Annotated in this window: 23 protein-coding genes and 1 tRNA gene; 10 read left to right on the top strand and 14 right to left on the bottom strand. The window is 64.1% G+C overall.

What is annotated here, in order from left to right:
- The first annotated feature begins 11 nt into the window (after window positions 1-11).
- The gene (locus ABIB80_RS03450) at window positions 12-290 is read left to right on the top strand and encodes a DUF3551 domain-containing protein (protein ID WP_007598233.1); all 279 of its coding nucleotides are present in this window, start codon (window positions 12-14) and stop codon (window positions 288-290) included.
- Window positions 291-366: 76 nt separating this feature from the next.
- Here ABIB80_RS03450 and ABIB80_RS03445 read toward each other — a convergent pair whose 3' ends face one another.
- Window positions 367-1,614, bottom strand: coding sequence for a S1C family serine protease (locus ABIB80_RS03445; RefSeq protein ID WP_007598231.1), 1,248 nt, complete (start codon window positions 1,612-1,614; stop codon window positions 367-369).
- Window positions 1,615-1,817: 203 nt separating this feature from the next.
- Between ABIB80_RS03445 and ABIB80_RS03440 the strand changes: the two genes are divergently transcribed.
- The 5 genes from ABIB80_RS03440 to ABIB80_RS03420 all read left to right on the top strand — a co-directional run bounded on the left by ABIB80_RS03440 (window position 1,818) and on the right by ABIB80_RS03420 (window position 4,782).
- Complete coding sequence (locus ABIB80_RS03440; protein ID WP_007598230.1) at window positions 1,818-2,435, top strand: hypothetical protein; 618 nt, start codon at window positions 1,818-1,820, stop codon at window positions 2,433-2,435.
- Entirely contained in the window at window positions 2,422-2,796 is a 375-nt protein-coding gene (locus ABIB80_RS03435) for a winged helix-turn-helix domain-containing protein (RefSeq protein ID WP_007598229.1), read from the top strand. The genes ABIB80_RS03440 and ABIB80_RS03435 overlap by 14 nt, the downstream gene beginning before the upstream one ends.
- 31 nt (window positions 2,797-2,827) lie before the next feature.
- On the top strand, window positions 2,828-3,568 hold the full coding sequence (locus ABIB80_RS03430; RefSeq protein WP_007598228.1) for a di-trans,poly-cis-decaprenylcistransferase: 741 nt from the start codon (window positions 2,828-2,830) through the stop codon (window positions 3,566-3,568).
- A gap of 121 nt (window positions 3,569-3,689) precedes the next feature.
- The gene (locus ABIB80_RS03425; RefSeq protein WP_007598227.1) at window positions 3,690-4,238 is read left to right on the top strand and encodes a GNAT family N-acetyltransferase; all 549 of its coding nucleotides are present in this window, start codon (window positions 3,690-3,692) and stop codon (window positions 4,236-4,238) included.
- Between the two features lie 58 nt (window positions 4,239-4,296).
- Window positions 4,297-4,782, top strand: a complete 486-nt coding sequence (locus ABIB80_RS03420; RefSeq protein ID WP_007598226.1) for a Crp/Fnr family transcriptional regulator — start codon at window positions 4,297-4,299, stop codon at window positions 4,780-4,782.
- On the opposite strand, the gene ABIB80_RS03415 is transcribed toward ABIB80_RS03420, so the two are convergent.
- Window positions 4,721-5,548, bottom strand: coding sequence for a metallophosphoesterase family protein (locus tag ABIB80_RS03415; RefSeq protein WP_007598225.1), 828 nt, complete (start codon window positions 5,546-5,548; stop codon window positions 4,721-4,723). The genes ABIB80_RS03420 and ABIB80_RS03415 overlap by 62 nt on opposite strands.
- A 219-nt stretch (window positions 5,549-5,767) precedes the next feature.
- On the opposite strand from ABIB80_RS03415, the gene ABIB80_RS03410 reads away from it, so the two are divergent.
- Together ABIB80_RS03410 and ABIB80_RS03405 are read left to right on the top strand one after the other, a co-directional pair.
- Entirely contained in the window at window positions 5,768-6,454 is a 687-nt protein-coding gene (locus ABIB80_RS03410; protein WP_007598224.1) for a DNA-3-methyladenine glycosylase I, read from the top strand.
- Between the two features lie 240 nt (window positions 6,455-6,694).
- Window positions 6,695-6,988, top strand: coding sequence for a hypothetical protein (locus ABIB80_RS03405; protein WP_007598221.1), 294 nt, complete (start codon window positions 6,695-6,697; stop codon window positions 6,986-6,988).
- Window positions 6,989-7,103: 115 nt separating this feature from the next.
- On the opposite strand, the gene dinB is transcribed toward ABIB80_RS03405, so the two are convergent.
- Window positions 7,104-8,207 (bottom strand): DNA polymerase IV, encoded by a 1,104-nt coding sequence (dinB, locus tag ABIB80_RS03400; RefSeq protein ID WP_007598220.1) that lies wholly within the window; start codon window positions 8,205-8,207, stop codon window positions 7,104-7,106.
- Window positions 8,208-8,374: 167 nt separating this feature from the next.
- Between dinB and ABIB80_RS03395 the strand changes: the two genes are divergently transcribed.
- Window positions 8,375-8,584 (top strand): hypothetical protein, encoded by a 210-nt coding sequence (locus ABIB80_RS03395; RefSeq protein ID WP_007598219.1) that lies wholly within the window; start codon window positions 8,375-8,377, stop codon window positions 8,582-8,584.
- A gap of 83 nt (window positions 8,585-8,667) precedes the next feature.
- Here the strand turns inward: ABIB80_RS03395 and ABIB80_RS03390 are convergent.
- The 10 genes from ABIB80_RS03390 to ABIB80_RS03345 all read right to left on the bottom strand — a co-directional run bounded on the left by ABIB80_RS03390 (window position 8,668) and on the right by ABIB80_RS03345 (window position 21,192).
- Window positions 8,668-8,744: transfer RNA gene (locus ABIB80_RS03390), tRNA-Arg, on the bottom strand.
- A gap of 74 nt (window positions 8,745-8,818) precedes the next feature.
- Window positions 8,819-9,874, bottom strand: a complete 1,056-nt coding sequence (locus ABIB80_RS03385) for a sensor domain-containing diguanylate cyclase (RefSeq protein WP_007598218.1) — start codon at window positions 9,872-9,874, stop codon at window positions 8,819-8,821.
- 1 nt (window position 9,875) lies between these two features.
- Complete coding sequence (locus ABIB80_RS03380; RefSeq protein ID WP_354127078.1) at window positions 9,876-12,986, bottom strand: bifunctional diguanylate cyclase/phosphodiesterase; 3,111 nt, start codon at window positions 12,984-12,986, stop codon at window positions 9,876-9,878.
- 136 nt (window positions 12,987-13,122) lie between these two features.
- On the bottom strand, window positions 13,123-14,208 hold the full coding sequence (locus ABIB80_RS03375) for a branched-chain amino acid ABC transporter permease (RefSeq protein WP_007598213.1): 1,086 nt from the start codon (window positions 14,206-14,208) through the stop codon (window positions 13,123-13,125).
- Window positions 14,205-15,215, bottom strand: a complete 1,011-nt coding sequence (locus ABIB80_RS03370) for a branched-chain amino acid ABC transporter permease (protein ID WP_007598211.1) — start codon at window positions 15,213-15,215, stop codon at window positions 14,205-14,207. The genes ABIB80_RS03375 and ABIB80_RS03370 overlap by 4 nt, the downstream gene beginning before the upstream one ends.
- Window positions 15,212-15,934, bottom strand: a complete 723-nt coding sequence (locus tag ABIB80_RS03365) for an ABC transporter ATP-binding protein (protein ID WP_007598210.1) — start codon at window positions 15,932-15,934, stop codon at window positions 15,212-15,214. The genes ABIB80_RS03370 and ABIB80_RS03365 overlap by 4 nt, the downstream gene beginning before the upstream one ends.
- The gene (locus tag ABIB80_RS03360; protein WP_007598207.1) at window positions 15,931-16,707 is read right to left on the bottom strand and encodes an ABC transporter ATP-binding protein; all 777 of its coding nucleotides are present in this window, start codon (window positions 16,705-16,707) and stop codon (window positions 15,931-15,933) included. Before ABIB80_RS03360 ends, ABIB80_RS03365 begins: the two co-directional genes overlap by 4 nt.
- Before the next feature lie 170 nt (window positions 16,708-16,877).
- Complete coding sequence (locus ABIB80_RS03355) at window positions 16,878-18,044, bottom strand: substrate-binding domain-containing protein (RefSeq protein ID WP_246648586.1); 1,167 nt, start codon at window positions 18,042-18,044, stop codon at window positions 16,878-16,880.
- Window positions 18,045-18,281: 237 nt separating this feature from the next.
- Window positions 18,282-20,018 carry a putative bifunctional diguanylate cyclase/phosphodiesterase gene (locus ABIB80_RS03350; RefSeq protein ID WP_035993821.1) on the bottom strand — a complete coding sequence of 579 codons (1,737 nt, stop codon included), beginning with the start codon at window positions 20,016-20,018 and terminating at the stop codon, window positions 18,282-18,284.
- 208 nt (window positions 20,019-20,226) lie between these two features.
- Window positions 20,227-21,192 carry a sensor histidine kinase gene (locus ABIB80_RS03345; RefSeq protein ID WP_007598200.1) on the bottom strand — a complete coding sequence of 322 codons (966 nt, stop codon included), beginning with the start codon at window positions 21,190-21,192 and terminating at the stop codon, window positions 20,227-20,229.
- 195 nt (window positions 21,193-21,387) lie between these two features.
- On the opposite strand from ABIB80_RS03345, the gene ABIB80_RS03340 reads away from it, so the two are divergent.
- A complete protein-coding gene (locus tag ABIB80_RS03340) occupies window positions 21,388-22,230 on the top strand; it encodes an SDR family NAD(P)-dependent oxidoreductase (RefSeq protein WP_007598198.1) in 843 nt (280 codons plus the stop codon).
- A gap of 99 nt (window positions 22,231-22,329) precedes the next feature.
- Here ABIB80_RS03340 and ABIB80_RS03335 read toward each other — a convergent pair whose 3' ends face one another.
- Window positions 22,330-23,706, bottom strand: a complete 1,377-nt coding sequence (locus ABIB80_RS03335; RefSeq protein ID WP_007598194.1) for a cytochrome P450 — start codon at window positions 23,704-23,706, stop codon at window positions 22,330-22,332.
- Window positions 23,707-23,768 lie beyond the last annotated feature (62 nt).

Here is a 23,768-nt window from a genome sequence, read left to right as displayed (position 1 = left end):
GAGTTGGGATCATGCGCAAGACGCAATTGGCACTGCTGGGCCTCGGCGCGACACTCCTTGCCGGCTTCTCCGCCGTCACGCCGGCAGCGGCGCACGACTATCCCTGGTGTGCCCAGGGCGGCGGGTACGAGTATCCCGGCGATTGCACCTACAGCACCTATGGACAATGTCAGGCCAGTGTGTCGGGCCGGCTCATGGCCTGCGGGCCCAACCCGCTCGTCGCCTACGGTCAATCGTCCCTGCCGCAACCGCGGCAGTCGCGGCGCACGCGGCCCGTGGCGCCGTATTAAGGAACCCTCGGTTTGACTGGTAGCCCGGATCGCGTTCGCGCCATCCGCGGCCGCGCAGACGCCGCCTGCCTTGCCGCTACCGCTTCGCCTCAGCCTGCTCCGTGCCGTTGCACGAGATCAGCATCGTATAGGGCCGCGCATTGCCGGCGATGTCGGTGGTCTTGATCTCGCCCTTCGGTTCGGCAGTCTGGTAGGGCACCACGGAGTTGTCGAGGAAGTCGCGCAGCGCGCCGGTCTTGATCGCGAAGTTGATGTTCTCGGGGATGTTGCCGGTCGCAGCGGCGACCCGTAACCCGTCCAGCTTTCCTGTAACGACGCCGACGATCTGCCCGGCGGTGTCGAACAGCGGGCCGCCGCTATTGCCGGGCTGCACCGGCGCACTGATTTGCAGGAAACGCGAATCGTTGCGCATGCCGCTGAGCGAGCTGACGATGCCAGTCGTCACGGTGAAATCCGAAGTCAGCAGCCCATGGAACGGAAAGCCGATCGCGACGACGGAATCGCCGGAGCGGATCGAGCGGTCGCGGATTCGAGCGAACTCCTTGAACGTGGTCGTCGACGGCGCCTGCAACAGAGCGAGATCGTTGTTGGCATCGCTCGACACGACGCGCAGCACCATCGAGGCGTCGCCGGTGAGATTGCCCTTGATGTCGCCGACGCAGCCATCGATGACATGGTTGTTGGTGACGATGTGTCCGCCGGCGCTCACGACAAAGCCGGTGCCGCTCTTGGCTCTGGCAGGTTTGCTGCCGTTGGCTGGCGGTGCCTGCTTGTCCGGCGTGGCCTGCGGCTTGGCGGCAACCTTTGTGAAATCGCCGGCCTTGCTCAGCCCGTCGGCTTTGACCTTGGTGACGCAATTGGCCAATGCCGCAATCACGGGCCCGGCCGAGGTCAGGTCGAAATTCAGCACGGTGCGGCCGCTCGTCGCGACCATCAGGCTCGCCTTCTGAAACGTTCGGACCACGTTCGCAGGCATGACGGAGCTGAGCATGTTCGTCTGGTTGGCCGTGGCGAACAGTCTGGCCTGCTCCTGTCCGTCAAAGATGACGTCGATCGCGGTGTTCTCGCCCTTGGTGAAGCGGTAGCTGGGACTCGCAAAGCTCAATATCCACGAGCCCCCAGAATTCTGGCCGACGACGAGAATGACTCCGTTGGCATAAGGCGCCGTCGCGGCACAATGCGAGAAGGCTCCCGTTTCGTCGTTGCTGAACGCACCGCCGACCCAGTTGCCGATTTTGACGCTGCCGAACGGCCCGGCCGCATGCGCTGCGATGACGACGCTCAGCTGCAATAAAGACGCAACGATGAATGACTTAAGCCACATACTTTTCCCCCCAGAACGCATTCGCGCGCATCTTATCTGCGGGAGGAGGTGTCGCGCAACCGGCAGTTGTCTGGCGAGGACAGGTCTTCTCGGGCGACGTTCGGGGCTTGCCTTTACTTTGCGATTCGATATACTTTGCGGTACAAAGTAACCGGACCGATAGTCCCGGCAAGCATGGGCGGAACGAGGTTTTGGCGTTGCCAATGCGCGATCTCGACAAGGCACTGGCCGACATCGTGGCGATCCGCAGCCAGATTGCGGCCGGCACGGCGTTCCGCGGCTACGGCCCGGCGACGATGGCTGCGACCGGCGCGGTCGCGCTTCTCACCGCGATCCTGCAATTCTGGCTGCTCGGCGATCCCACCGGCGAGCCGCTCGGTTTCTTCTTCGGCTGGTTCATTGCCGCCGCGCTCTCCGGCCTGATCATCGGTATCGAGATGCGCGCACGTTCGCGCCGCCATCATTCGGGCCTCGCCGATGCGATGATCCACCAGGCCGTCGAGCAGTTCCTGCCTGCAGGCGTTGCCGGTGTGCTGCTTGCGGTGGTGATGTGGAAGTTTGCGGGCGAAACGCTGTGGCTGCTGCCAGGCTTGTGGCAGATCCTGGTGTCGCTCGGCATTTTCGCCTCCGTCCGTTCGCTGCCACGCACCGTGGCGCTCGCCGGCGCATGGTATTTCATGTCCGGTTTTGCGGTGGTGGTGCTCGCGAGCCAAACCCACACGCTGTCGCCCTGGACCATGGGCGTGCCCTTCGTAATCGGGCAGTCGGTGATGGCGGGCATTCTGCATTTCGCATCCGGAGACCATGATGTCGAAGACTGACAGCGCACCCTTCTCTTATGAAGGACTGGACCGCGTGATCCACGAGAAGGCGAGGCTCGGACTTCTGACCTCGCTGATGGCGCATCCGAAGGGTCTGGCGTTCGCCGATCTCAAGCAGCTCTGCGGCCTCACCGACGGCAATCTCAGCCGGCATCTCGCCGTGCTCCAGGAAGCCGGCCTCGTCGAGGTGACCAAGGGCTATGAGGGCAATCGCCCGCACACGACCTGCCGCCTGACCAAGGCCGGCCGCCGCCGCTTCCTCGACTATCTCGCCGTGCTCGAACGCCTGGTGCGCGACGCCGCCAAGGCTGCCGGCCGCGAAGCGGCGCCGCTCGGCCGCCTCGGTATCGTCTCGACCTGATCCTCCCCCTTTTTTGACCGGAGACTTTGCAATGCAAAGTGACCTTGTGTCCCGCAACGAGAAGCTTCACGTCGGCATCATCATGGACGGCAACGGCAGATGGGCGACGCGGCGCGGCCTGTCGCGTGTGCGCGGCCATGAGGCCGGTGTCGAGACGATCCGCCGCATCGTCGAAGCCGCGCCCAAGCAGGGCATCGGCACGCTGACGCTCTACGCCTTCTCCACCGACAATTGGCGAAGGCCGAAGGCCGAGGTCGCCGCGCTGATGACGCTTCTGCGCTTCTATCTCGCCAACGAGGTGCAGAGCCTGGTCAAGAACGGCGTTCGCCTCACCGTGATCGGCCGTCGCGACCGCTTGCCCGACGGCATTGCCAATGCGATTTCGCGTGCGGAAGATGCCACCGCGCACGGAAGCTCGCTTCATTTGCGCATCGCCGTCGACTATTCCGCGCGCGATGCCATCCTCAACGCGGCGGCAAAGGCGGCGGCGCTGACCAGTCTCACCCGCGAGGCGTTTTCGCAGCTCGTCACGGGCGAGGCCGGTTTGCGCGATGTCGATCTCATCATCCGCACCTCGGGTGAGAAGCGGCTGTCGGACTTCCTGCTCTGGGAAGGTGCCTATGCCGAGCTGCACTTCACCGAGCGGATGTGGCCCGAATTCGACGCGGGCGATCTCGCCGCGGCCCTGGCCTCCTTCCACGGCCGCGAGCGTCGCTTCGGCGGCCTGCAGGCGATCGTGCCGGAGGAGGTGCCTTCACTCTCTCGCGTGTGACGCTCGGCACCGAGGAACGAACTGTTCGTTTTCGGCCGCAAGATTGGCAGCACCGTCCAAGCGGTCAGCGCGTGGTCTCGGCTAGGTCTGCATTCGATGCAACCTGCCGAGAGCCTCGCGCATGTTACGCTTATTGCTGGATGCCATTGTCGAGTCCGCCGAAGCGAACGCCACGGTCCGTATCAGGCCGGCCAGCGCGTTCGATGTCGAGGGCCTCTCGATCTATTTCACGAGCCTCTCCACGACATCGCGCAACAAGCGCTTCATGGGCGCGCGGGCGGACTTTGCAATGGTCGCGGCCGAATGCGTCGCCAGGATCAGCCATCCCGGTCACTTCACCCTGCTCGCCGAGATCAGGCACGAAGGGCAAGGCACGATCATCGGCGAAACCAGATACGCCTACGATGCGGCTGCACGGCATGGTGATTTCGCCATCTCCGTTGCCGATGTCTTTCAGCGCAAGGGCGTCGGCCTCCGCATGATGACAGCCATGGAGAAGCACGCGAGCGATCTCGGTCACGAGATGATTGCAGCCGAGACCGCGCGCGTGAACGCCGAGATGCGCGGCCTTGCAAAGAAGGCGGGGTTCGAGGATACCGGTCTAGGAGACTGGCAGTCGGTCCATCTCGCGAAGCGTCTGCGGCGGGTGCGGGGCTTGCCACAAATTTGAGCAAGCGCACGACGCCGATCGTGCCCTAGTATCTCCCTGCGACGGGAGCTTTGGTCGGATGCGCGCAGTTCTGGATTATTGCACCGGTGGGACTGAGCGGCAGGTTGCGGCCGGCACGCTTATCGTCGCCGAGGGCGGCACCACCGGTCATCTCTATGTGCTGATGCAGGGCAAGCTCGAAGTGCTCAAGGGCGAGATGGTGGTCGCCACGGTGGCCGAGCCCGGCGCCGTGCTGGGCGAAATGTCGGTGCTGCTGGGGCAGCCGCACACTGCGACCGTACGGGCCTGCTCTGATTCCGTCGTCTACGAATTCGAGGATGCCGCCTCGTTCCTCAAGCAGGAGGCGGGCGTGGCGCTTCTGATCGCCAAGATGCTGGCGCAGCGGCTCAATGTCGCCAACACCTATCTCGCCGATCTGAAGCAGCAATATGCCGGCCACGGCACGCATCTGGCCATGGTCGGCGAGGTGCTCCAGAGCATGATCAACCTGCCGCCGCTCGAGGTCTCGCCAGGCTCGGATCGGCAATCCGATCCAAGAATGTGAGCCAGTCGGGCGGCGTCTCGATCGGAGCGGCGGGCCGCTGCAGCGGCGCGCCAAGATCGATCCATTGCGCCTCGCCGGCCGCAAGCCAGAACGCCCTGTCCGCATCGAGGTCCAGCACGATATACGTTGGCGGTCGGCCCGGCTGCAGGCCCGCGTTGAACACCCAGGTCTGGCCGAGCCGGTCGAACCACGAACCATCGGTAATGAACGGCGATTGATGCACATGCCCCGAGATCACCATCGAGGGCTGATACTGCATGATCCATTGCACCAGCTCGACGTCGCCGAAGAAGCGTTTGCCGCCCCAGCTCGTCGGTGAATCCGCCGGCGGCGCATGATGGATCCAGATCCAGCGCCGTGGCCGGCCGGCCGCGGCCGCGCCGAGCTGCGCGACGAGGCGTTGCTTGACTAGAGGCCCATCCCACCATGGGCACACCGTGAACAGCGTGTCGCCGACGGTGAGGCCGTCGCCGTCGCAGGCAATGCCCAACTCGCGCACCTCCGAAATCCAGCGCGAGATCTTTTCGCCTTCCGCATTGCGCTCGTCGAGATCGTGATTGCCGGAGCAGAGGATCACGCGGGTCTTCGCTGCGAGCAGCGCGAGGTACTTCTTCACCACCACGATCTGCGCGCGAAAATCCACCATCGAGCCGATGTCGAGCGCATCGCCGGCGAAGATCACGAGGTCGAATTGCGGAGCGGCGCTGACGAGCCAGTCGAGCTGAGGCAGCGAATAGTGCAGGTCGGCCACGACCAGACAGCGCATTGGAAATCCAGGGGCGAGACGTCAAGAATGCTCGGAATTGCAAAATATCTGAACGCAAGAAGCAGACCAGCCGCGTCTCTCGCCAATTCAACGCGGGCAGTATGCTGCGGCGCATCCGCGGCTGCAAGTATCGAAGCGTCGCCGGGCTGGACCGGATCATCGAATTCTGATGTCGTGGCGTATCCTCAACAGCTCGTGTCCCCAACAGCTCGTCTCCCCATGACCTCCTTCAAGACCATTCGTGCGCGCGCCGAAAAACGCAAGGGCGGGGCCAAGGCGCTGGAAAAGCTGATGCCCGAAAAGCCCGACCTGAAGGGCCTCGCCAAACGCGGTGACGATCGCATCCTCGCCGAGATGACGAAGCGTGTGTTTTGCGCGGGCTTTGCCTGGAGCGTGATCGAGACGAAATGGGACGGGTTTGAAGAGGCCTTCCTGCGTTTCCAGCCGGCCAAGCTCACCTTCCAGCCGGAGGATTATTGGGAGGGCCTGCTGCGCGACGCGCGCATCGTGCGCAACGGTGCCAAGATCATGTCGGTGCGCGACAACGCGGCCTTCGTCCAGGAGATCGCAAGAGAGCACGGCAGCTTCGGCAGGTTTCTGGCGAAGTGGCCGCCATCCGACCAGATCGGCCTGCTCGATCTCCTGAGCAAGCGCGGCAGCCGGTTGGGTGGCAATACCGGCCAGATGCTGCTGCGGTTCGTCGGCTGGGACGGCTTTGTGACGTCCAGGGACGTCGTGGCCTGCCTGCGCGATGCCGGTCTCGACATCGCCGAAGTGGTCAAGTCGAAAGGCGATCTGGCAAAAGTGCAGGCGCAGTTCAATGCCTGGGCCGAGGAGACCGGGCTCCCCTACACATATCTGTCACGCATCTGCGCGCTGTCCGTCGGCGAGAACAGAAGCGAGTAGCGAATTCGGCTCTTGGAATTTGGCTCTTGGATTCGGCTCTGGGGATGCCGAATCATGTGCGTCCTGTGGCGATCTCGTGCCGCAAGCGCGGCAGGGCGCAACCCGTGATCACGAAATGTATTTTTCGGGAACATTTGTGCGGAGCACCTGTTCGGGAGATAGGCCAGGCGAACATCGGCGCAGGGAACGCCCGGTCTGGCTCAGCTCAATGAAACCGACGTGACAGAAACGGAGCAGCTCATGAAGCTCACATCCGAACAGGTGAAGCAGACCGTCAACCAGCTCGGCGCTCAGGTGCTGCCCGACGAGCATCCCGCCATGCCGCAGCTCAACAGCATGTTCGGCGAACACACTTTCTTCGTCGATGAGACAGGGCTGAAGGTCGTCGAGCCCACGGCGCCCCCCGGCACCGAGCGCCAGAGCGGCGAAGTCGTCAGCCTCGCCGATTGGGGCGATTCCGAGCTGACACGCCTGATGGCGCACGAGCCCGAGCCGACCGGCGTGATCGTCGTGTTCGAGCACGTGAGGCATTGATCGGGCCCAGGGGATCGACCTTCGGTGGCGAGTCTGAAAACCCGCCACCGTAGATTCGCGTGGCGAGCGCGCTCTACGTGGCTGTCTGCGTCCGCGGAAAGCCCGTCAGTTTGGTTCAGATGCCGAGAGTCAGTTGCGGCGGCTCCGCATCGTCCCCGGCCTGGAGGGAAGACAGCGAGACTCCTAGGAGCCTGACGCTCTTCGGCAGCGGCATCTCGCCTTCGAGCAGACCGCAAGCCAGCCGCTCAAGATCGTCCCGGCCTGCAACCGGCGAAAGAGCGGACCTGCTGCGCGTGATGATCTCGAAATCGGCAAACTTGATCTTCAAGGTGACGGTGCGGCCGCGGCTGCCCGTCGCCTCGCAATGGCGCCACACCTTGTCGACGAGCGGCTTGAGCTCGGCGACCAGCGTGTCGAATTCGGTGAGATCGCTTGAGAACGTGGTCTCCGCGCCGATGGACTTGCGGACCCGGTTGGCCCGGACCGGCCGTTCGTCGACACCGCGCGAGATCCAGTAGTAATAGGCGCCCGACTTGCCGAAATTCGCATTCATGAACTCCAGCGTCTGACGACGAATATCGAGACCGGTGAACATGCCGAGCGCGTTCATCTTCGCGCCCGTGGCCGGGCCTATCCCATGGAATTTGCCGACGGGCAGCGTCTCGACGAAGGCGGGTCCCATCTCCGGTGAGATCACGAACTGACCGTTGGGCTTGCGATGATCGGAGGCGAGCTTGGCCAGGAACTTGTTGTAGGAGATGCCGGCCGACGCGTTGAGACCCGTCTCGGCCTTGATCCTCTCGCGGATCTTGAGTGCAATGTCGCGTGCCAGCGGAATGCCTTGCAGGTTTTCGGTCACGTCGAGATAGGCCTCGTCGAGCGACAACGGCTCGATGATGGCGGTATGCTCCGCGAAGATGTCGCGGATCTGCCTGGAGATCGCCTTGTAGACCTCGAAGCGCGGCTTGACGAAGATCAGATCGGGACATTGTCGCTTCGCCGTCACGGACGGCATGGCGGAGCGAACGCCGAACTCGCGGGCCTCATAGCTGGCGGCGGCGACGACGCCACGTTCCGCGGAGCCTCCGACCGCGACCGGCTTTCCGCGCAGCTCCGGATGATCGCGTTGTTCCACGGACGCGTAGAAGGCATCCATGTCGATATGGATGATCTTGCGGACGGGCGAGGTCTCGCCGGTCACCGTGTCGGATTCGCTCATGGCAAGATGATACAATTGAGCGATGAGAAGCGCGAGGTGATGTGATTCAGCGGTCGACACAGGCTGGCCGCCGCTGCGGGATGTACCAGTCCATCAAAAAGCAATCTCAGGCTTGTGAGTGGCAAGCATGGGCATGCGCTCTAATATGAGCCGCCGGAGGACAGTCCATGCAATACAGCTCCGAACTCATTCGAACCATGCGTCAGGCGCTGGAGGCCGTGATGGCGAGCGTGCCGCCCGATCAGTCGGTCTTCGGTCTGAAAGCGGCCGTAGCCGAATGCATCCTGAAGGCGGCCGCACACGGCCAGACGTCGTACGACGGACTGGTCACGTCGGCTTCCGACCAGGTCCAGGCGATCATCTCGATGCTGAATTGAGCTTGCGCTGAGCCGGCGATGACTTGAGCGCGGGCGGTAACAAGGCCACTCGGGTGGGGGCTCCAGCGCGGACTGGAAGAGACTGGCGCACCCGACACGATTCGAACGTGTGACCTTTGCCTTCGGAGGGCAACGCTCTATCCAGCTGAGCTACGGGTGCTAGTCGAGGTTCATTTAGCCGATTGGCGGGGGCCGGGCAACCGCTTCCGCCGTCTCCTGCCAGGCTGATTCGGGCTAGGCTGATTTTCTGGCGACGCGGCCCGGAACCGGCACGCCGTCCCGCCCGAGCTTGGCGAACTCGGCGAGCAGCCGTTCGGCGCAGATGATCCGGTTGCGGCCGAGCCGTTTGGCCGCATAGAGCGCCTCGTCGGCCGCGGCCAGCAGACGGTCGGGGCTGCCGTCGGTTTCGCCGGGAATGTGGCTGGCGACGCCGACGCTGAGGGTGACGTGGTCACCGGCCCCGGTGGCGCCATGGGTGATCCGCAAGGCCATCACAGCGCAGCGGATTTCGTCGGCGATGGCGCAGGCGGCGTCGCAATCCATGTCCGGGAGGATCAGCGCGAATTCCTCGCCGCCATAACGGCTGGCGAGATCGAGCGGGCGCACGGCATGCCGGCTGACGACGGACGCGACCGCGCGCAGGCACTCGTCGCCGCTCTGGTGGCCGTGGCGATCGTTGAACAGCTTGAAATGATCGACATCGACGAACAGCAGCGCCACCGGCTTCTGCGTCCGCTGGGCGCGGGCCCATTCGCTCATCAGCATCTGGTCGAACGCGCGGCGGTTCGACAGGCCGGTCAGCCCGTCCTTGCTGGCAAGCTCCTTCAGGGCCATCTCGGCGCGCTTCTGGTCGGTAAGGTCGCGCAAAGTCTCCACCACCGCGATCAGATGGCCGGCCTCGTCGTGGATGGGGCCGGCGTCGATGGCGAGATAGAGCTGGCTGCCGAGCTTCGGCATCACGCACCAGTTCTCGGCGCTGAAGCCGAGCCCGTTATGGCCGCGCGCGGCATATTCCGAATAGAACTCCGGCAGCTGTTCCGGGCGGTCGAGCGCGACGAGGTCGGCGAGGCAAGGGCGCCTGGTCTCGTAGAAGGCCTGCCAGTGTTTATTGGTGCCGATCACCTCGGAGGCGGCAACGCCGGTCAGCCGCTCGCAGGCTCTGTTCCAGATCACGACGCGGCGTTTCGGGTCGACCACGAAGGTCGGCACCACCAGATGCTGCATCAGCCGCACGGCGTAGGAATCCGCAACGTCGACCGTCTTGGCTGACGTTTTCCCCGGCTTCGCCATGTCAGGCCACCGCCGCCACCGGCAAGGCATGGTTTGGGCCGAACAGCTTTCGCACTTCGCTGGCCGGCTTCGGTCTGCTGAAGAGATAGCCCTGCATCTCCGTGCAGCCGAGCGCGCGCAGCATCTCGCGCTGCGCCTCGGTTTCGACGCCCTCCGCGACCGTGGTCATGTTGCTGGCGGCGGCGATGTTCACCACCGCCTGCACGATCACGGGCGCGCCGCTCGTCTCGGCGATATCAGCGACGAAGCAGCGGTCGATCTTGATCTTGTCGAACGGGAAGCGCTTGAGATAGCTGAGCGAGGAGTAGCCGGTGCCGAAATCGTCGAGCGCGATGCGCACCCCGATGGCGCGGAGCTGGTGCAGGATCGAGAGCGCCGCCTCGTCGTCGCGGATCAGCACGGCCTCGGTGATCTCGAGCTCGAGCCGGCACGGGGCAAGTCCGGAATCCGCGAGCGCGCCGGCGATCCGCAGTGCCAGCGTCTCGCATTTGAGCTGCACCGGCGAGACGTTGACCGCGACACGCACATGCGCCGGCCAGGTCGCGGCCTCGTTGCAGGCCATGCGCAGCACCCAGTCGCCGAGCTCGTTGATCAAGCCGGTGTCCTCGGCAATCGGGATGAACTCCGCCGGCGACACCATGCCGCGCTCGGGATGCCGCCAGCGCAGCAGCGCCTCGCATCCCGAGACTTCGTTGGTGCGCAGGTCGACCAGCGGCTGATAGTGGATCTCGAAACCGCCGTTCACCAGGGCTTGGCGCAGATCCTGCTCCAGGCTCAGGCGCGCCTTGGCGCTCGCATCCATCTCCGGCTCGAAGAAACGGTGAGTGCGGCGTCCTTCGGCCTTGGCGCCGTACATCGCGAGATCGGCATTCTTGATGAGCTGGTCGAGATCGGTGCCGTCCTGCGGTGCCATGGCGATGCCGATGCTGGCGTCGGTGGAGAGCTGATGGCCGAAGCAATGATAGGGCCGGCGGATCGCCTCGAAGATCCGCGTCACGAATGACACCACGTCGGCGGATGATTTGATCCCGGTCTGGATCACCGCGAATTCGTCGCCGCCGAGCCGCGCGATCAGGTCGCCCGGTCCGAGGCAGCTGCGGATGCGGGCCGCGATTCCCTTCAACAGCTCGTCGCCGACGTGATGACCGAGCGAATCGTTGATGCCCTTGAACTCGTCGACGTCGATATAGAGCAGCGCAAACTGGCTGCCGCCGCCGACCTTCTCCAGTTCGCGCTCGATCTGCTCGCGGAACAGCGCCCGGTTGGGCAGGTCGGTCAGCGCATCGTAATGCGCCATATGCGCGATCTTCTCGTCGGCGCGCCGCCGTTCGGTGACATCTTCGACGACGTTGATGAGGTAACGCGGCTCGCCGGATTCGTCGCGGATTCCGATCCGGGTCGAGGTGATGTAGCGCATCCCCTTGGCCTGGCTCTGCCAGGCATGCTCGTCCTTGAACAATCTCTCGCCCGACTTCAGCGCCTTGCTGTCATCGTCGGTGACGACTCGGGCGGAGGCATCCGGGTATATGTCGAAGGGAGTCTTGCCAACGATGTTTTCACTCGATTGGCCGAATTGCTCTTCGGCGGTCCGGTTGACCAGCAGATATTGCCGCGTTTGAGCATCCTTCACGGTGATCTGCGACGGGATGTGGTCGATGATCTCGCGCAGGAACATGTAGTTGCGGTCGCGTTCCTGCTCCAGCTTGCGCCGCTCGGTGATGTCTTCGATCGTGGCCACCCATCCGCCCTGCGCGAGCGGAGTGTTGATGACCTGGAAAGCTCGGCCACTCGGCAAGTGATGGCTTCTCGTGGAGACCGTGCCCTCCGCGACGATCCTCATGACGTCGGCGCAAAATGCCTCGACATCGCCTTCGAACGCGCCGCGCTCCTTGCGATGATACATCGCCTCGCGGATGTGACAGCCGGGCTTGATGACATCGTGAGAGAGGCCGAACATATCGGCGTAGCGGCGGTTGCAGGTGACGATGTATCCGGCGGCATCGTACAGGATCAACCCTTGCGACATGTTGTTCAAGGCGGTGTCGAGCCGCCCGCGCTCCGCTTCCAGCCGTTGCTGCGCCTCACGGTTCTGCCGGTTGATCTGGCGAACGATCAGGAACAGGATCAGCGCAATCACGGTGGCCGAAAGCGCAGCGGTGGTGACCATGAAACCGGTCTGCTGCCGCCAGTCGGCCAGCGCGGCTCTCGTGGTGTTGGTCGCGACGATGACCAGCGGGAAGTGCGACAGCGAGGCCCCGGAGCCGAGGCGCTCGTCGCCGTCGATCGGGCCCCTGACGCGCAGGGTGTGCCGGCCACCTTCGGCCAGCATCTTGCGCATCAGCGGTGCGTCCTTGAAGTCCCTGCCGATCAGCTCTTCGACATGCGGGTAACGCGACAGCATCTTGCCATTGCGGTCGAACAGCGAGATCGCCGTGCCCTCCGCAAGCGCAACGGACGCGAAATAGTTCTGGTAGCTGTCCGGATCGATCCGGCGGACCATCGTGCCGAAGAAGCTGCCGTCCGCGCCGCTCAGCCGACGCGCGACAATCGTGGTCCATTTTCCGATGATGAAGCTGCGGACCGACTCCAGCGCCACCGGTTCGGCCATCGGATTCGATTTGAAGGTCTGAAAATAGGCGCGTGAGGAGATGTTGATCTTGGGCAGCGGCTGGGGCCGCGACCAGTTGATCAGTTCGCCGTCGGCATCGTAGATCGCGATGTCGCCGAGGTAGGACACCGGGCCGATCTTGCTCCGCAGCATCTGGTTCGTCGCGGGTCCGGACATGCGCTCGCGGAACATCGCGGCCGAACTGATCTCCGGCAGATTCATCTGCCCGATCACATCGGCGGCGACGATGTCGGAATCTTCAAATTGCTGATCGAAGTGCCGCGCGATCAGCTGCACCGTATTTTCCAGCTCGCGTTCGCGGTTGGTCAGGGTACGTTCGCGAAATTCGCCGACGGCCATGGCGGTCACCGCGAAGATCCCCGCGACCAGCAACACGCCGCACAAAGTGAGCCACAGCACCGGTCCGCGCCGAATGGCTGCCTCCCAGCCGTGCTTCGCGGCTAGGAACATTCCGGCTGCAATTCCTGCAAAGACCTGGCGCATTCCCCCTCCCTGGAGGGACAGGAATACAGCACACAAATGGCGTAAAGCTTAGGAAAGCCAGTTACCTGAGCGTTAATCTCGTTGCGTGATCGCAGTCGTGTCCAGCGAGCCGCCGCGCTGCATCATGAATCGCGCGTTAATGCGAGCTGCCCGCGCTCTTGTCGCTGCCGAGATTACGCAGCCGCCCGACCACGCCCGTCGGAAAGAAGTAGACGCTGGCGATGAAGAGCAGCCCGAGCCACAGCAGCCATCGGTCGGGATGCAACAGTCCGGGCAGCAGCGGCAGGCCGGCTTCCGACGCCGCCTTGGAGGCGACGCCCATCAGCGACTGCAGATAGTTCTGGGCGAGGATGAAGATGGTGGCGCCGATGATCGCGCCGTAGATCGTGCCCATGCCGCCGATCACGACCATCAGCAGGATGTCCAGCATGATCGAGAAGCTGAGCGAGGTATCGGGGCCGGCATAGCGCAGCCACAGTGCATTAAGAATGCCGGCGCCGGCGGCGACCAGTGCGGCGATGCAGTTGGCGTAGCTCAGGTGGAAGACGGTGCGGAAGCCGAGCGCCTCGGCGCGGAAGCGATTTTCGCGGATCGCCTGCAGCACGCGCCCGAACGGCGAGTTCACCACCCGCAGCAAAGCGAGGATCATCAGGGCCGAGACGGCGAACACCAGATAGTACGTCAGGATGCGGCCGTTGAACTCGAATCCGAGCACGTTCTTGGAGATCAGCACCGTGCCGGGCCTGAGCAGCTCGGGCAGCTGAAAGCTGCGTCCGTCCTCGCCGCCTGTCAGCCAGGACAGCTGCGAGGCCAGCACCTGGAAGGCGGATGCGACCGCGAGCGTGATCATGGCAAAGAAGATCGCAGCCACCCGCAGCGAGAACAGCCCGATCGCAAGCGCAAGCAGCGCGGCAAGCGGCAGGCCGACCACGATGCCGGTTGCAACCGCACCCCAATTCGGGCCCATCCCGTACAGCGCGATCGCGATCGCGTAGCTGCCGATCCCGTAGAACATGGTGTGTGCGAACGACACCGAGCCGGTATAGCCGAGCAGCAAATCGTAGGAGGCGACCAGCGCGGCGAAGACGCAGATCTTGGCCGCGACGTTCAGCGCCTTCGCCCCGGGAAACAGGAACGGCATCGCCACCAGCGCCAGGATGATGACGAGGAGAACGAGCGTGAGCACGCGGCTGCGCGGCGGATCGCCTGACAGGATCATCATCGGCTGGTCACCGCATAGAGGCCGCGCGGCCGCCACATCAGAATGGCGACCATCAGCAGGATGTTGGAGACGAGGGCGAGCTTCGGCACCAGGAAGCCGCCGTAATTGGCAATCATCGCCACCAGGATCGCGCCGATGAAGCAGCCGCCGATCGAGCCGAGGCCGCCGATGATGACGACGATGAAGATCAAGACGGTGAGGTCGTCGCTCATGGAGGCGTGGACCTGCTCGCGATACAGCGCCCACATCACGCCGCCGAGGCCGGCCAACGCTGATCCCGTCATGAACACGCCGAGGAACAGGCGGCGAATGCGATAGCCGAGCGCCTCGACCATCTCGCGGTTCTCGACGCCGGCGCGGATCAGAAGCCCGAGCTTGGTTCGGTTGAGCACGAGCTGAATCGCGATGAAGACGGCAAGGCCGATCAGCGTCGCCAGCACGCGGTATTTCGCGATCGCGACGTCGCCGAGGATGAAGGAACCGCGCAGCGACGTCGGCAGCGGCGTCGGGATGATCTGCGGCCCCCACACCGCATAGAGCGTCTGCTCGGCGACGATCAGGCCGCCCGTCGTCATCAGGATCTGCTTCAGATGCTGGCCGTAGACGGGCAGGATCAGCACCCGCTCGACGATCAGGCCGAGCGCGCCGGACACCGCCATCGACAGCAATGCCGCCGGCGCCAGCACCGCGAGATTCATCCACAGCGAATCCGCCTGAAGGGAGGCCGCGAACGGCGCCAGCACCAGGGTCGCGACATAGGCCCCGACCGCGATGAAGGCGCCATGCCCGAAATTGAGCACGTCCATCAGGCCGAACACGAGCGTGAGGCCGGAGGCCATGATGAAGATCATCATGCCCATCGCGAGGCTCGCGGCCGTCAGCGTCAGCCAGGTGCTGGGCGAGCCGATCAGCGGAATCATCACCAGGGCGACCGCGATCGGCAGCAGGATCGGCGCGATGTCACGCTTGGGCTTCGGCAGCGGATCGGTTGCGGCGAGCTCGGTCATTGATGCGTCTCCAGGCTCAGGCCGAGCAGTCGCTCCTGCAGCGGCACGTCGGCCGCCAAGGCCGCCATCTCGCCGCGATGGACGATGGTGCCGTTGTCCATCACCAGCACGTCGTCGCCGAGCTCGCGGGCCGCAAAGAAATTCTGCTCGACCATCAGGATGGTAGCGCCCTTGCGCTTGATCTCCTTCAGACACTCGATCAGCGCCATCACGATCGCGGGCGCCAGCCCCTTGGTCGGCTCGTCGATCAGCAGGAGCTTGCGCGGTTCGATGATGGCGCGGGCAATCGACAACATCTGCTTCTGTCCGCCCGAGAGACTTCCCGCGCGCGACAGCCAGAACCGGCGCAGCGCGGGGAAGAAGCCGAAGATCCAGTCGAGCTGGGTGTCCTCGAGCGGCCCGTCGCGCGCCGCCAGCACCAGATTTTCCTTCACCGTGAGATCCGAAAACACCGCCATGCTCTCCGGCACGTAGCCGACGCCGAGCCGCGCGATGTCGGGCGTCGCGCGGCTCTCGATGCGCTCGCCGGCGAGTCTGATCTCGCCGGAGGAGGCCTGCCAGAGGCCCATGATGGTGCGCAACGTCGTGGTCTTGCCGGCGCCGTTGCGGCCGAGCAGCATCGTTGTCTGCCCCTGCGCGACAGCGAGATCGATGCCCTGGAGGATGTGATAGCGGCCGATATGAGTGTGCACACCGGAGAGCTTCAACAGATCGGTCATGCTGCGCTCCCTCCAACTTTATTGGGCGCGACGCCGAGATAGGCTTCCTGCACGATCGGTGATGCGATCACCTCGGCCGGAGGGCCGTCCGCAACAAGCTGCCCGTTATGCAGCACGATGATGCGGTCGGCGAGCGATCGCACCACGTCCATCTTGTGCTCGACGAGGAGGATGATCCTGCTCTTGTCCTGCTTGAGCTGCGCGATCAGGTTCAGCACGACCGGCACCTCGTCGATGCTCATGCCTGCGGTCGGCTCGTCGAACATGAACACCTTTGGTTCGAGCGCCATCATCAGCGCGACCTCGAGCTTGCGTTGGTCGCCATGCGACAGTGCGGTGGCGGCGACGCCGCGGCGGCCGCCGAGCGCGACCTGATCCAGGATCGTATCGGCGCGCGCAATCAGATCACGGCGGACCATCCAGGGCCGCAGCATGTCGTAGTGAGTGCCGTCAGCGGCCTGCACGGCGAGGCGGACGTTTTCCTCCACCGATAGATTCGGAAAGAGGTTGGTGAGCTGGAAGGCGCGCCCCAGGCCCGCGCGCGTCCGCATCGGCGCGGAATGCTGGGTGATGTCGGTGCCGTCGAATAGAATGCTGCCGCTCGATGCGCGGAGCTGGCCAGAGATCAGGTTGAAATAAGTGGTCTTGCCGGCGCCGTTCGGGCCGACGATGGCGGTGAGCTCGCCCGGCCGGAAGCTGCAGGTGACGTTGTTGACCGCGACATGGCCGCCGAAGCGGATGGTGAGGTCGCGGGTTTCGAGGGAGAGCGTCATCGAAACTTTCGATCGGGTTTGGTTGGAAGTGTATCCGCGATCACGCTGCGCCCCCTCCCTCGCTTGCGGGGGAGGGCTGGGGAGAGGGTGCCTCCTCAGGCGAGAACCCCCAAGAGGACAGCGCCCTCTCCCGGCCTCCCCCGCAAGCGGGGGAGGTGAAGGAAGAAAGATCAGCGCTTGTTCTTGATCGGAACGTCCATGTCCTCGATCTTCAGCTCGCGCACCGGCTCGAGCACGGCCCAGGCGACATTCGGATCGACCCTGACCTTGAAGTGATACATGCTCTGGAGCGCCTGATGGTCTTCCTTGCGGAACATCATCTTGCCCTTCGGCGTGTCGAACTCCAGGCCTTCCATGGCCGTGATCAGCTTCTCGGTGTCGGTCGACTTCGCCTTGGTGACGGCGGCCACGACAGACATCGCGGCGGCGAAACCGCCCGCGGTGAAGAAGTCCGGCGGCGCGTTGAAGCGCTTCTGGTGTTCGGCGACCAGCCAGTCGTTCACCGGGTTCTTCGGGATCGAATAGAAATAATAGGTCGCGCCTTCCATGCCGGGCAGGCCCTTATAGGCGGCGAGCGCCGGCAGGATGTTGCCGCCGGTGGACAGCTCGATGCCGTAGCGCTTCGGATCCATGTCCTGGAGTTTCGCCAGCGGATTGCCGGCGCCGGCCCAGATCACCCAGATCACCTTGCGGCCCGGCTTGTCCTTTAGCGCGTCGAACAGGCGCTGGCCGACCGCGGTGAAGTCGGTGGTCGAGGTCGGGGCATATTCTTCGGCGGCGAGCGTCGCGCCGGTCTTGCCGAGCGCCTCCTTGAAGGCGGCGACGCCGTCGCGGCCGAAGGCGTAGTCCTGCGCCAGCGTTGCGACGGTGACGCCCTGCTTGCCGATCGCGACCGCGTTCGAGATCGCGTCTTGCGACGAGTTGCGCGCCGTGCGGAAGATGTAGCGATTCCACTTCTCGCCGGTAATCTGATCCGCGACCGCGGGCTCCACGATCAGGATCTTCTTGTTCTCCTCGGCGACCGGCAGGATCGCGAGTGCCGCGGCCGACGAGGTCGTGCCGATCGCGATGTCGGCCTTGTCGTCCTGATAGGCTTCCGCGAGCGCGGCCTTGGAGAGATCGGGCTTGCCCTGGTCGTCCTTGGTGATGATGACGATCTTGCGCCCGTCGAGCGTCATGGTGCCCTTGGTGGCGTATTCAAAACCCATCTGCAGGCCGGTCTCGGTCTGCTTGGCATAGGCTTCGAGCGGGCCGGTCTTGCCATAGATCAGCGCGACCTTGAGATCGTCGGCCTGTGCGGAGGTGCCCGCGGCGAGGGCGAGGATGGTGGTTGCCATGACGAGTGATCGACGCACGGTGGTCCCTCCTGATGAAATGCTTTGGTCATAGCGATTTGCACAACCGTGCGGACATTGCAATTCCACCTTCCGGCGGACCACGCGACCGGCATGTGTGACATTGTCCCGGCCCGGCCGCGCCGGATCGCTTCCGCCGAAGAAATCGGCAGATGCAATTGTTGACCTCACCCCCGGAACGGGCTGCTCAGGCTTTGCAAAGTAACCAAAGGCGCGGGGTTACCGCCGGTATCCGTTCGCCCGGGAATAGCCCTGCCGGTTCTGTTGCGTCGAGCGGTTTGTGACACTGGCGCGTGCTTCGCTGGAGATCGGCGTTGCGAGCTTCAGCTCCTCCAGGAAGATCGGCCGGGAGAAATAATAGCCCTGCGCGTAGCGGATCTTGGTCGCAGCCTGCAGGTAGGCGAGCTCCTCGTAGGATTCGATGCCTTCGGCGATCACGGTCATGCCGAGCGCTTCGCTCAGGGATTCGATCGCGCGCAGGATTCCCTGGTTGCGTGGGCGCTTATGGATATCGGTAATGAAGGAGCGGTCGATCTTGATCTCGTCCGCGGTGATGTCGGCCAGCGCCGACAGTGAGGAATAGCCGGTGCCGAAATCGTCGATCGAGATGGCGACGCCGAGCTTGCGGAACATCGGCAGGATCTCGGCCTGGAAATGATTCTTGGCGACGAAGGCGTCTTCCGTAACCTCGATCATGAAGCGCTGCGGAAAGCTGGTGTCGTCGAGCGCCTGGGCAAAGCTGCGCATGAATTCGGGGTTGCCGGCCTGCTTGGCCGCGACGTTGATGCTGATGGTCGCTTCCGCACCGAACGTCTCGTTGATCAGGTCGATTGACTTGACGATCTCGGCGAGCACGAGATGGGTCAGCTCGTCGATCAGCCCGAGTTCGGTGGCAAGATTGATGAACGAGCCCGGCGCCTGGATCACGCCCTCGTCGTCGCGCAGCCGAACCAGGGCCTCGATGCCCTTCACCTCCTGCGTGCGGATGTCGACCTTGGACTGGAAGGCGCAGCAGAAGCGCTTCTCCAGGATGGCCTGCCGCAGCGACTGCTCGATTTTCATCCGCGCCAGCGCCTCGCGCTCCATGCTGGAGTCGAAGAAGGCCGCCGATCCCTTGCCGTCGTTCTTGATGCGGTACATCGCGATGTCGGCGTTCTGGCGCAGTGTCTCGAAGCTGCTTCCGTGATCGGGGTACAGGCTGATGCCGACGGAGGTTGAGGCGAACACTTCCGAATTGTCGATGAAGAACGGCGCCGTCAGCCGCTCCAGCGTCGATTGCATGAATTCGGCGACTTCCTCCTGATTCTTGATCGGCGACAGCAGCAGCAGAAATTCGTCGCCGGAGATGCGCGACAGCATGTCCGAATCGCGCAGGCCGCGTCCAAGCCGCTTCGACAGTTCGACCAGCAGGGCATCGCCCACGGTGTGACCGTAATAGTCGTTGATGTGCTTGAAATTGTCGACGTCGAGAAAGGCGAGCGCAAAGCGCTCGCCGGCGCGACCCTGCGCGAGCAGGCTGGTGGCGCGATGTTCGATCACCCGCCGCGAGGGCAGGCCGGTCAGCTCGTCGAAATAGGCCGAGCGGAACAGCTGGTCCTCGAAATTCTTCTGCTCGGTGATGTCGGAGGAGGCCGAGATCAGCAGCTCACGTCCGTCAAGGCGGATCGGACGATGGGTGGTCAGCAGCACCTGGCGTGCGGCTCCGTCGTGGAGCGCTTCCTCGGCGACCACCGCCTGACCGGAGCTCAGGGCCTGCCGGCAGGCTTTCTGGCGCGGCGCGAGATCGCGCGAGGGGCGGCTGCCGTCCATGCCGAGCTGGGCGGCCGCGACATCGTTGACCAGGAGAAGTTCGCCTTGCGCATCCTGCACGGTCAGGCCGGCAGGCAGCATTCTAACGATTTCCTTGAGGAATCCGAGTTCGGCTTCGCTCGCGCCGGAATATTTGTTGTCGTTCATAGAAGTCATGAATCTTGTTGTTTCAGCGCGCCTTTGCAATGGGCGCGATCTTGCGCGGTTCCCTCTTAAGTTTGGTTAAGGGGCCCGGAGAATTACGGTGGTGTTTTGCGGCGATGCGACGCGCGCAGCCCATCGTCATTAACGGGGCGTCAACGCGTCCGGCGAAACCGCGAACGACGCACGCGAACGGATTTCGTTTGCGCCGTGTCTAACCGTCCTTGGGGATACGGCATTGCATGGTGCAATGAAGTCCGGTCCTGAGATAGGAGACCTCCGTCTTGCCGTCGAAGGCCGACAGCGCCGACTTCAACAGCTTGGTGCCGAAACCCGGCTCGGAGATCTTGTCGACACTCGGGCCCTCGGTTTCATCCCAGGTCACGGTCAGACGGTCGTCGCTGACGGTCCATGACACCTGCAACAACCCGCGCGGCGCGGAGAACGCGCCATATTTCCCCGCGTTGGTGGCGAGCTCGTGAAACATCAGGGACAGCGTGACCGCAAGCTTCGGCGGCAGGAACAGCCGGTCGCCGTTGAGCGTGAAGCGGACATGGCCGTAAGGGCCGAGCTCGGAGATCAGCAGGTCGCGGATGTCGCAGCCGGCCTTGTCGATCCGCGAAATCAAATCGTCGGTCGCTGCAAGCGACCGCAGCCGCGGATCGATCCGGGCCCAGATTTGCGGCTGATCGTGCAGCACCTGATGCAGCACGGCATGCACTGTCGACAGCTTGTTCTTCAGCCGGTGCTGGAGTTCGTCGACCAGCAGCTTGCGGTAGTCTTCTTCCTCGATCAGGCGCCTGGAAATCCGGCGCTGCTCGACGAGTAGCGAGCGATAGTGCTCGACGCCCCAGATGGTGAGCGCGCAGACCGCCCAATAGAGTGCCAGCAGGGCGAATCGCGCGTTATCGGCAAGCGCATCGCCAAAGTTCACGACGACGCCGAGCACACCGCCGACCAGCGCCGTGATGATGCCGATGCGGAAGCCGCCGAACGCGGCCGCAAAGAACACGGCCGGGAAATACGGCGTGAAATAGACGTCGGGCCGCACATGGGCGAGAGCCCAGCGCGCCAGCGTCGCAACCAGCAGGCAGGCGACCGCAAACGCAAGGCTGAGGCCGAGCGATGGCGGTGCCACGCCCTGCCAGCCCTTGCGGAATTCGTCGATCAGCTTCGCCATGCGCAGTCCGGTCGCGATATGCGTTCGACAATCGAGCGGTCGCCAGGAATGTTACGCATGTCGCCGGCCCCAAGCAAAGCTTGCCTTGTCGGAAGCCGGCAGGAATAGTGCCTGCTGCGGCGCCGACCGTCGCGGCGCCGTCGTCGATCGGTGTCCGCCATTTGGCGTCAAGGGGTTCGAAAACAGGGACATTCCATGGGCAGGCTGGATGGCAAGGTCGCGGTGATCACGGGCGCGACGAGCGGGATCGGGTTGCGGACTGCAGAAGTCTTCGTTGCCGAAGGTGCCAAAATTGTGATCGCGGGGCGGCGTGTACCGGAAGGCGAGGCGCTGGCGAAGCAGCTCGGGTCGAATTGCGTCTTCCGCCAGACGGATGTGACGGCGGAAGCGCAGATGCAGGCGCTGATCGCGCTCGCGATCGAAAAATTCGGCCGCATCGACTGCCTGTTCAACAATGCCGGCGGCCCGGCGCAGACCGGCGGCATCGAAGGCCTCGAGGTCGAGCGCTTCGATGCGGCGATGGCGACCCTGCTGCGCAGCGTCATGCTCGGCATGAAACACGCCGCACCCCACATGAAGAAGCAGGGATTTGGCAGCATCATCAACAATGGCAGCATCGCCGGCCGTCTCGCCGGCTTCTCGTCCTCGATGGTCTATGGTGCGGCCAAGGCGGCGGTGATCCATCTCACCAAATGCGTGGCGATGGAGCTCGGCGAATCCAATGTCCGCGTCAACTCGATCTCGCCCGGCGCCATCGCGACCGGCATTTTCGGCAAGGCGCTCGGGCTTTCGACCGAGGCGGCGGAGAAGACGCAGGCGGTGATGCGCGAGATCTACAAGACCGCGCAGCCAATCCCGCGCGCCGGGCTTCCCGATGACATCGCCCATGCAGCGGTGTTCCTGGCCAGCGACGAATCCAGCTTCATCAACGGCCATGACCTCGTCATCGACGGCGCGATGACCGGCGGCCGCAACTGGAGCCAGCAGCAGCAGGGCTACGTGGCTTTGCGCAAGGCGTTCGATGAGGGGGCCGGATAGTTTCGTCATTGCGAGGAGCGAAGCGACGAAGCAATCCAGGCTGCTTCCGCGGACGCAGTCTGGATTGCTTCGCTTCGCTCGCAATGACGACTGCAATGCTCACACCGCCTTCACCCGCACCCGCAATCCGTCGCGCGGCTTCGGGATCGGCCACATCTGCCAGTCCGGCTTGTAGCCGGGCTCCAGCGATACCTCGATGTTCTGCAAGAAGTGCCGCGCGAAGCATTTGGCCTGCATGTAGGCGAAGTGCAGGCCGAGGCACATATGCGCGCCGCCGCCGAACGGCACCCAGGCGAAGCGGTGGCGGTTGCGCTGGGCCTCCTCGGTGAAACGCAGCGGATCGAAGCGGTCCGGCTCCGGCCAGATGTCCTTCATGTGGTGCGTGTAGAGCGGATTGACGCCGATCGCGGTGCCGGCGGGAATCGAAAAACCCTTGAAGGTGAAATCGCGCATGGCGCGGCGCGGCATCGAGGGCACCGGCGGCTTGATCCGCAGCGCTTCCTTGAACGCCATCTCTGACAGCGGCATCTTTTCGAGATCGTCGAAACTGCTCGGCGCGTCAGGGGCGAGCCCCAGTGCCATGACTTCCGCGCGAAGCTTGTCCTGCCAGCCGGGATTTGCCGCGAGCTCGCCGATGAACGACGTCAGCGACGAGGTCAGCGTGTCGTGCGCCGCCATCATCAGAAAGCTCATGTGGTCGATGATGTCCTGTTCCGAGAGCAGGGCGCCGTCCTCGTGGGTTGCGCGGCAGAGCTGCGAGAACAGGTCATCGCCGCCGTGATTGCCGCGTCGCAGCGGAATCTGCTCGCGGAAATAAGCGACGATGCGCTTGCGCCCCCTGACGCCGGCCGCCATCTGCGTGCCGGGCAGCGGTCGGCGGATCGGGGCGACGGCCGCGGCGACCATATCGATGAAGGCGCGGTTGATCTCGTCGACCTCCGGCCCGATATCGGCGCCGAGAAAGGATGCGGCGGCGAGATCGAGCGTGAGCTGCTTCATCGCCGGATAAAGCTGCATCTCGCCGGGTTTCGCCTTCCACTGCGTGACGCGGGCGGCGATGCCGCGGTCGAGATCGCTCAGATACGACTTCATCGGGCCGGACTTGAACGCGACCGACAGCGCCTTGCGATGCAGCCGGTGCTCCTCGAAATCCAGCAGCATCAATCCGCGCGGGAACAACAGGCCGAGCACCTTGTTCCAGCCATGGGTCGAGGAGAACAGCTTTTGCTGGTCGAACAGCACGAGCTCGTTGGCCTCGGGGCCGAGCAGCACGACATTGGTCTCGCCGAAGAAATGCGTGCGATAGACCAGGCCGTATTTGGCGCCGTTCGACTCGATGTGCCCCTTGGGGTCGGCGAGGACCTGAAAGGTCTTGCCGATGATCGGCCAGCCTTCGTCGCCGGGGATATGTGTCAGCTCGTTGCGCCTGGGCGGAGTGAAGCCGAGCGCAGGGGCGGCCACATTCTGCATCGACATGACGATTGCTCCGGTTGGCTGGACCCGGCCAACATAGCACAATTCGGTGACGATGATTCCGC

Source organism: Bradyrhizobium sp. i1.15.2 (assembly GCF_040548425.1).
Lineage (GTDB): Bacteria > Pseudomonadota > Alphaproteobacteria > Rhizobiales > Xanthobacteraceae > Bradyrhizobium > Bradyrhizobium canariense.
Note: the sequence above shows the minus strand (reverse complement) of the source record. Positions and strands in the feature narration are given on the sequence as shown.

Coding starts and splice junctions, on each gene's coding strand:
- dinB (WP_007598220.1), bottom strand. CDS start 8,207: ATGAGCGAATCCGACACGGTGACCGGCGAGACCTCGCCCGTCCGCAAG.
- ABIB80_RS03445 (WP_007598231.1), bottom strand. CDS start 1,614: ATGTGGCTTAAGTCATTCATCGTTGCGTCTTTATTGCAGCTGAGCGTC.
- ABIB80_RS03450 (WP_007598233.1), top strand. CDS start 12: ATGCGCAAGACGCAATTGGCACTGCTGGGCCTCGGCGCGACACTCCTT.
- ABIB80_RS03370 (WP_007598211.1), bottom strand. CDS start 15,215: ATGACCGAGCTCGCCGCAACCGATCCGCTGCCGAAGCCCAAGCGTGAC.
- ABIB80_RS03380 (WP_354127078.1), bottom strand. CDS start 12,986: ATGCGCCAGGTCTTTGCAGGAATTGCAGCCGGAATGTTCCTAGCCGCG.
- ABIB80_RS03350 (WP_035993821.1), bottom strand. CDS start 20,018: ATGAACGACAACAAATATTCCGGCGCGAGCGAAGCCGAACTCGGATTC.
- ABIB80_RS03355 (WP_246648586.1), bottom strand. CDS start 18,044: ATGGCAACCACCATCCTCGCCCTCGCCGCGGGCACCTCCGCACAGGCC.
- ABIB80_RS03440 (WP_007598230.1), top strand. CDS start 1,818: ATGCGCGATCTCGACAAGGCACTGGCCGACATCGTGGCGATCCGCAGC.
- ABIB80_RS03405 (WP_007598221.1), top strand. CDS start 6,695: ATGAAGCTCACATCCGAACAGGTGAAGCAGACCGTCAACCAGCTCGGC.
- ABIB80_RS03395 (WP_007598219.1), top strand. CDS start 8,375: ATGCAATACAGCTCCGAACTCATTCGAACCATGCGTCAGGCGCTGGAG.
- ABIB80_RS03410 (WP_007598224.1), top strand. CDS start 5,768: ATGACCTCCTTCAAGACCATTCGTGCGCGCGCCGAAAAACGCAAGGGC.
- ABIB80_RS03360 (WP_007598207.1), bottom strand. CDS start 16,707: ATGACGCTCTCCCTCGAAACCCGCGACCTCACCATCCGCTTCGGCGGC.
- ABIB80_RS03415 (WP_007598225.1), bottom strand. CDS start 5,548: ATGCGCTGTCTGGTCGTGGCCGACCTGCACTATTCGCTGCCTCAGCTC.
- ABIB80_RS03375 (WP_007598213.1), bottom strand. CDS start 14,208: ATGATGATCCTGTCAGGCGATCCGCCGCGCAGCCGCGTGCTCACGCTC.
- ABIB80_RS03430 (WP_007598228.1), top strand. CDS start 2,828: ATGCAAAGTGACCTTGTGTCCCGCAACGAGAAGCTTCACGTCGGCATC.
- ABIB80_RS03435 (WP_007598229.1), top strand. CDS start 2,422: ATGTCGAAGACTGACAGCGCACCCTTCTCTTATGAAGGACTGGACCGC.
- ABIB80_RS03340 (WP_007598198.1), top strand. CDS start 21,388: ATGGGCAGGCTGGATGGCAAGGTCGCGGTGATCACGGGCGCGACGAGC.
- ABIB80_RS03365 (WP_007598210.1), bottom strand. CDS start 15,934: ATGACCGATCTGTTGAAGCTCTCCGGTGTGCACACTCATATCGGCCGC.
- ABIB80_RS03385 (WP_007598218.1), bottom strand. CDS start 9,874: ATGGCGAAGCCGGGGAAAACGTCAGCCAAGACGGTCGACGTTGCGGAT.
- ABIB80_RS03420 (WP_007598226.1), top strand. CDS start 4,297: ATGCGCGCAGTTCTGGATTATTGCACCGGTGGGACTGAGCGGCAGGTT.
- ABIB80_RS03425 (WP_007598227.1), top strand. CDS start 3,690: ATGTTACGCTTATTGCTGGATGCCATTGTCGAGTCCGCCGAAGCGAAC.
- ABIB80_RS03335 (WP_007598194.1), bottom strand. CDS start 23,706: ATGTCGATGCAGAATGTGGCCGCCCCTGCGCTCGGCTTCACTCCGCCC.
- ABIB80_RS03345 (WP_007598200.1), bottom strand. CDS start 21,192: ATGGCGAAGCTGATCGACGAATTCCGCAAGGGCTGGCAGGGCGTGGCA.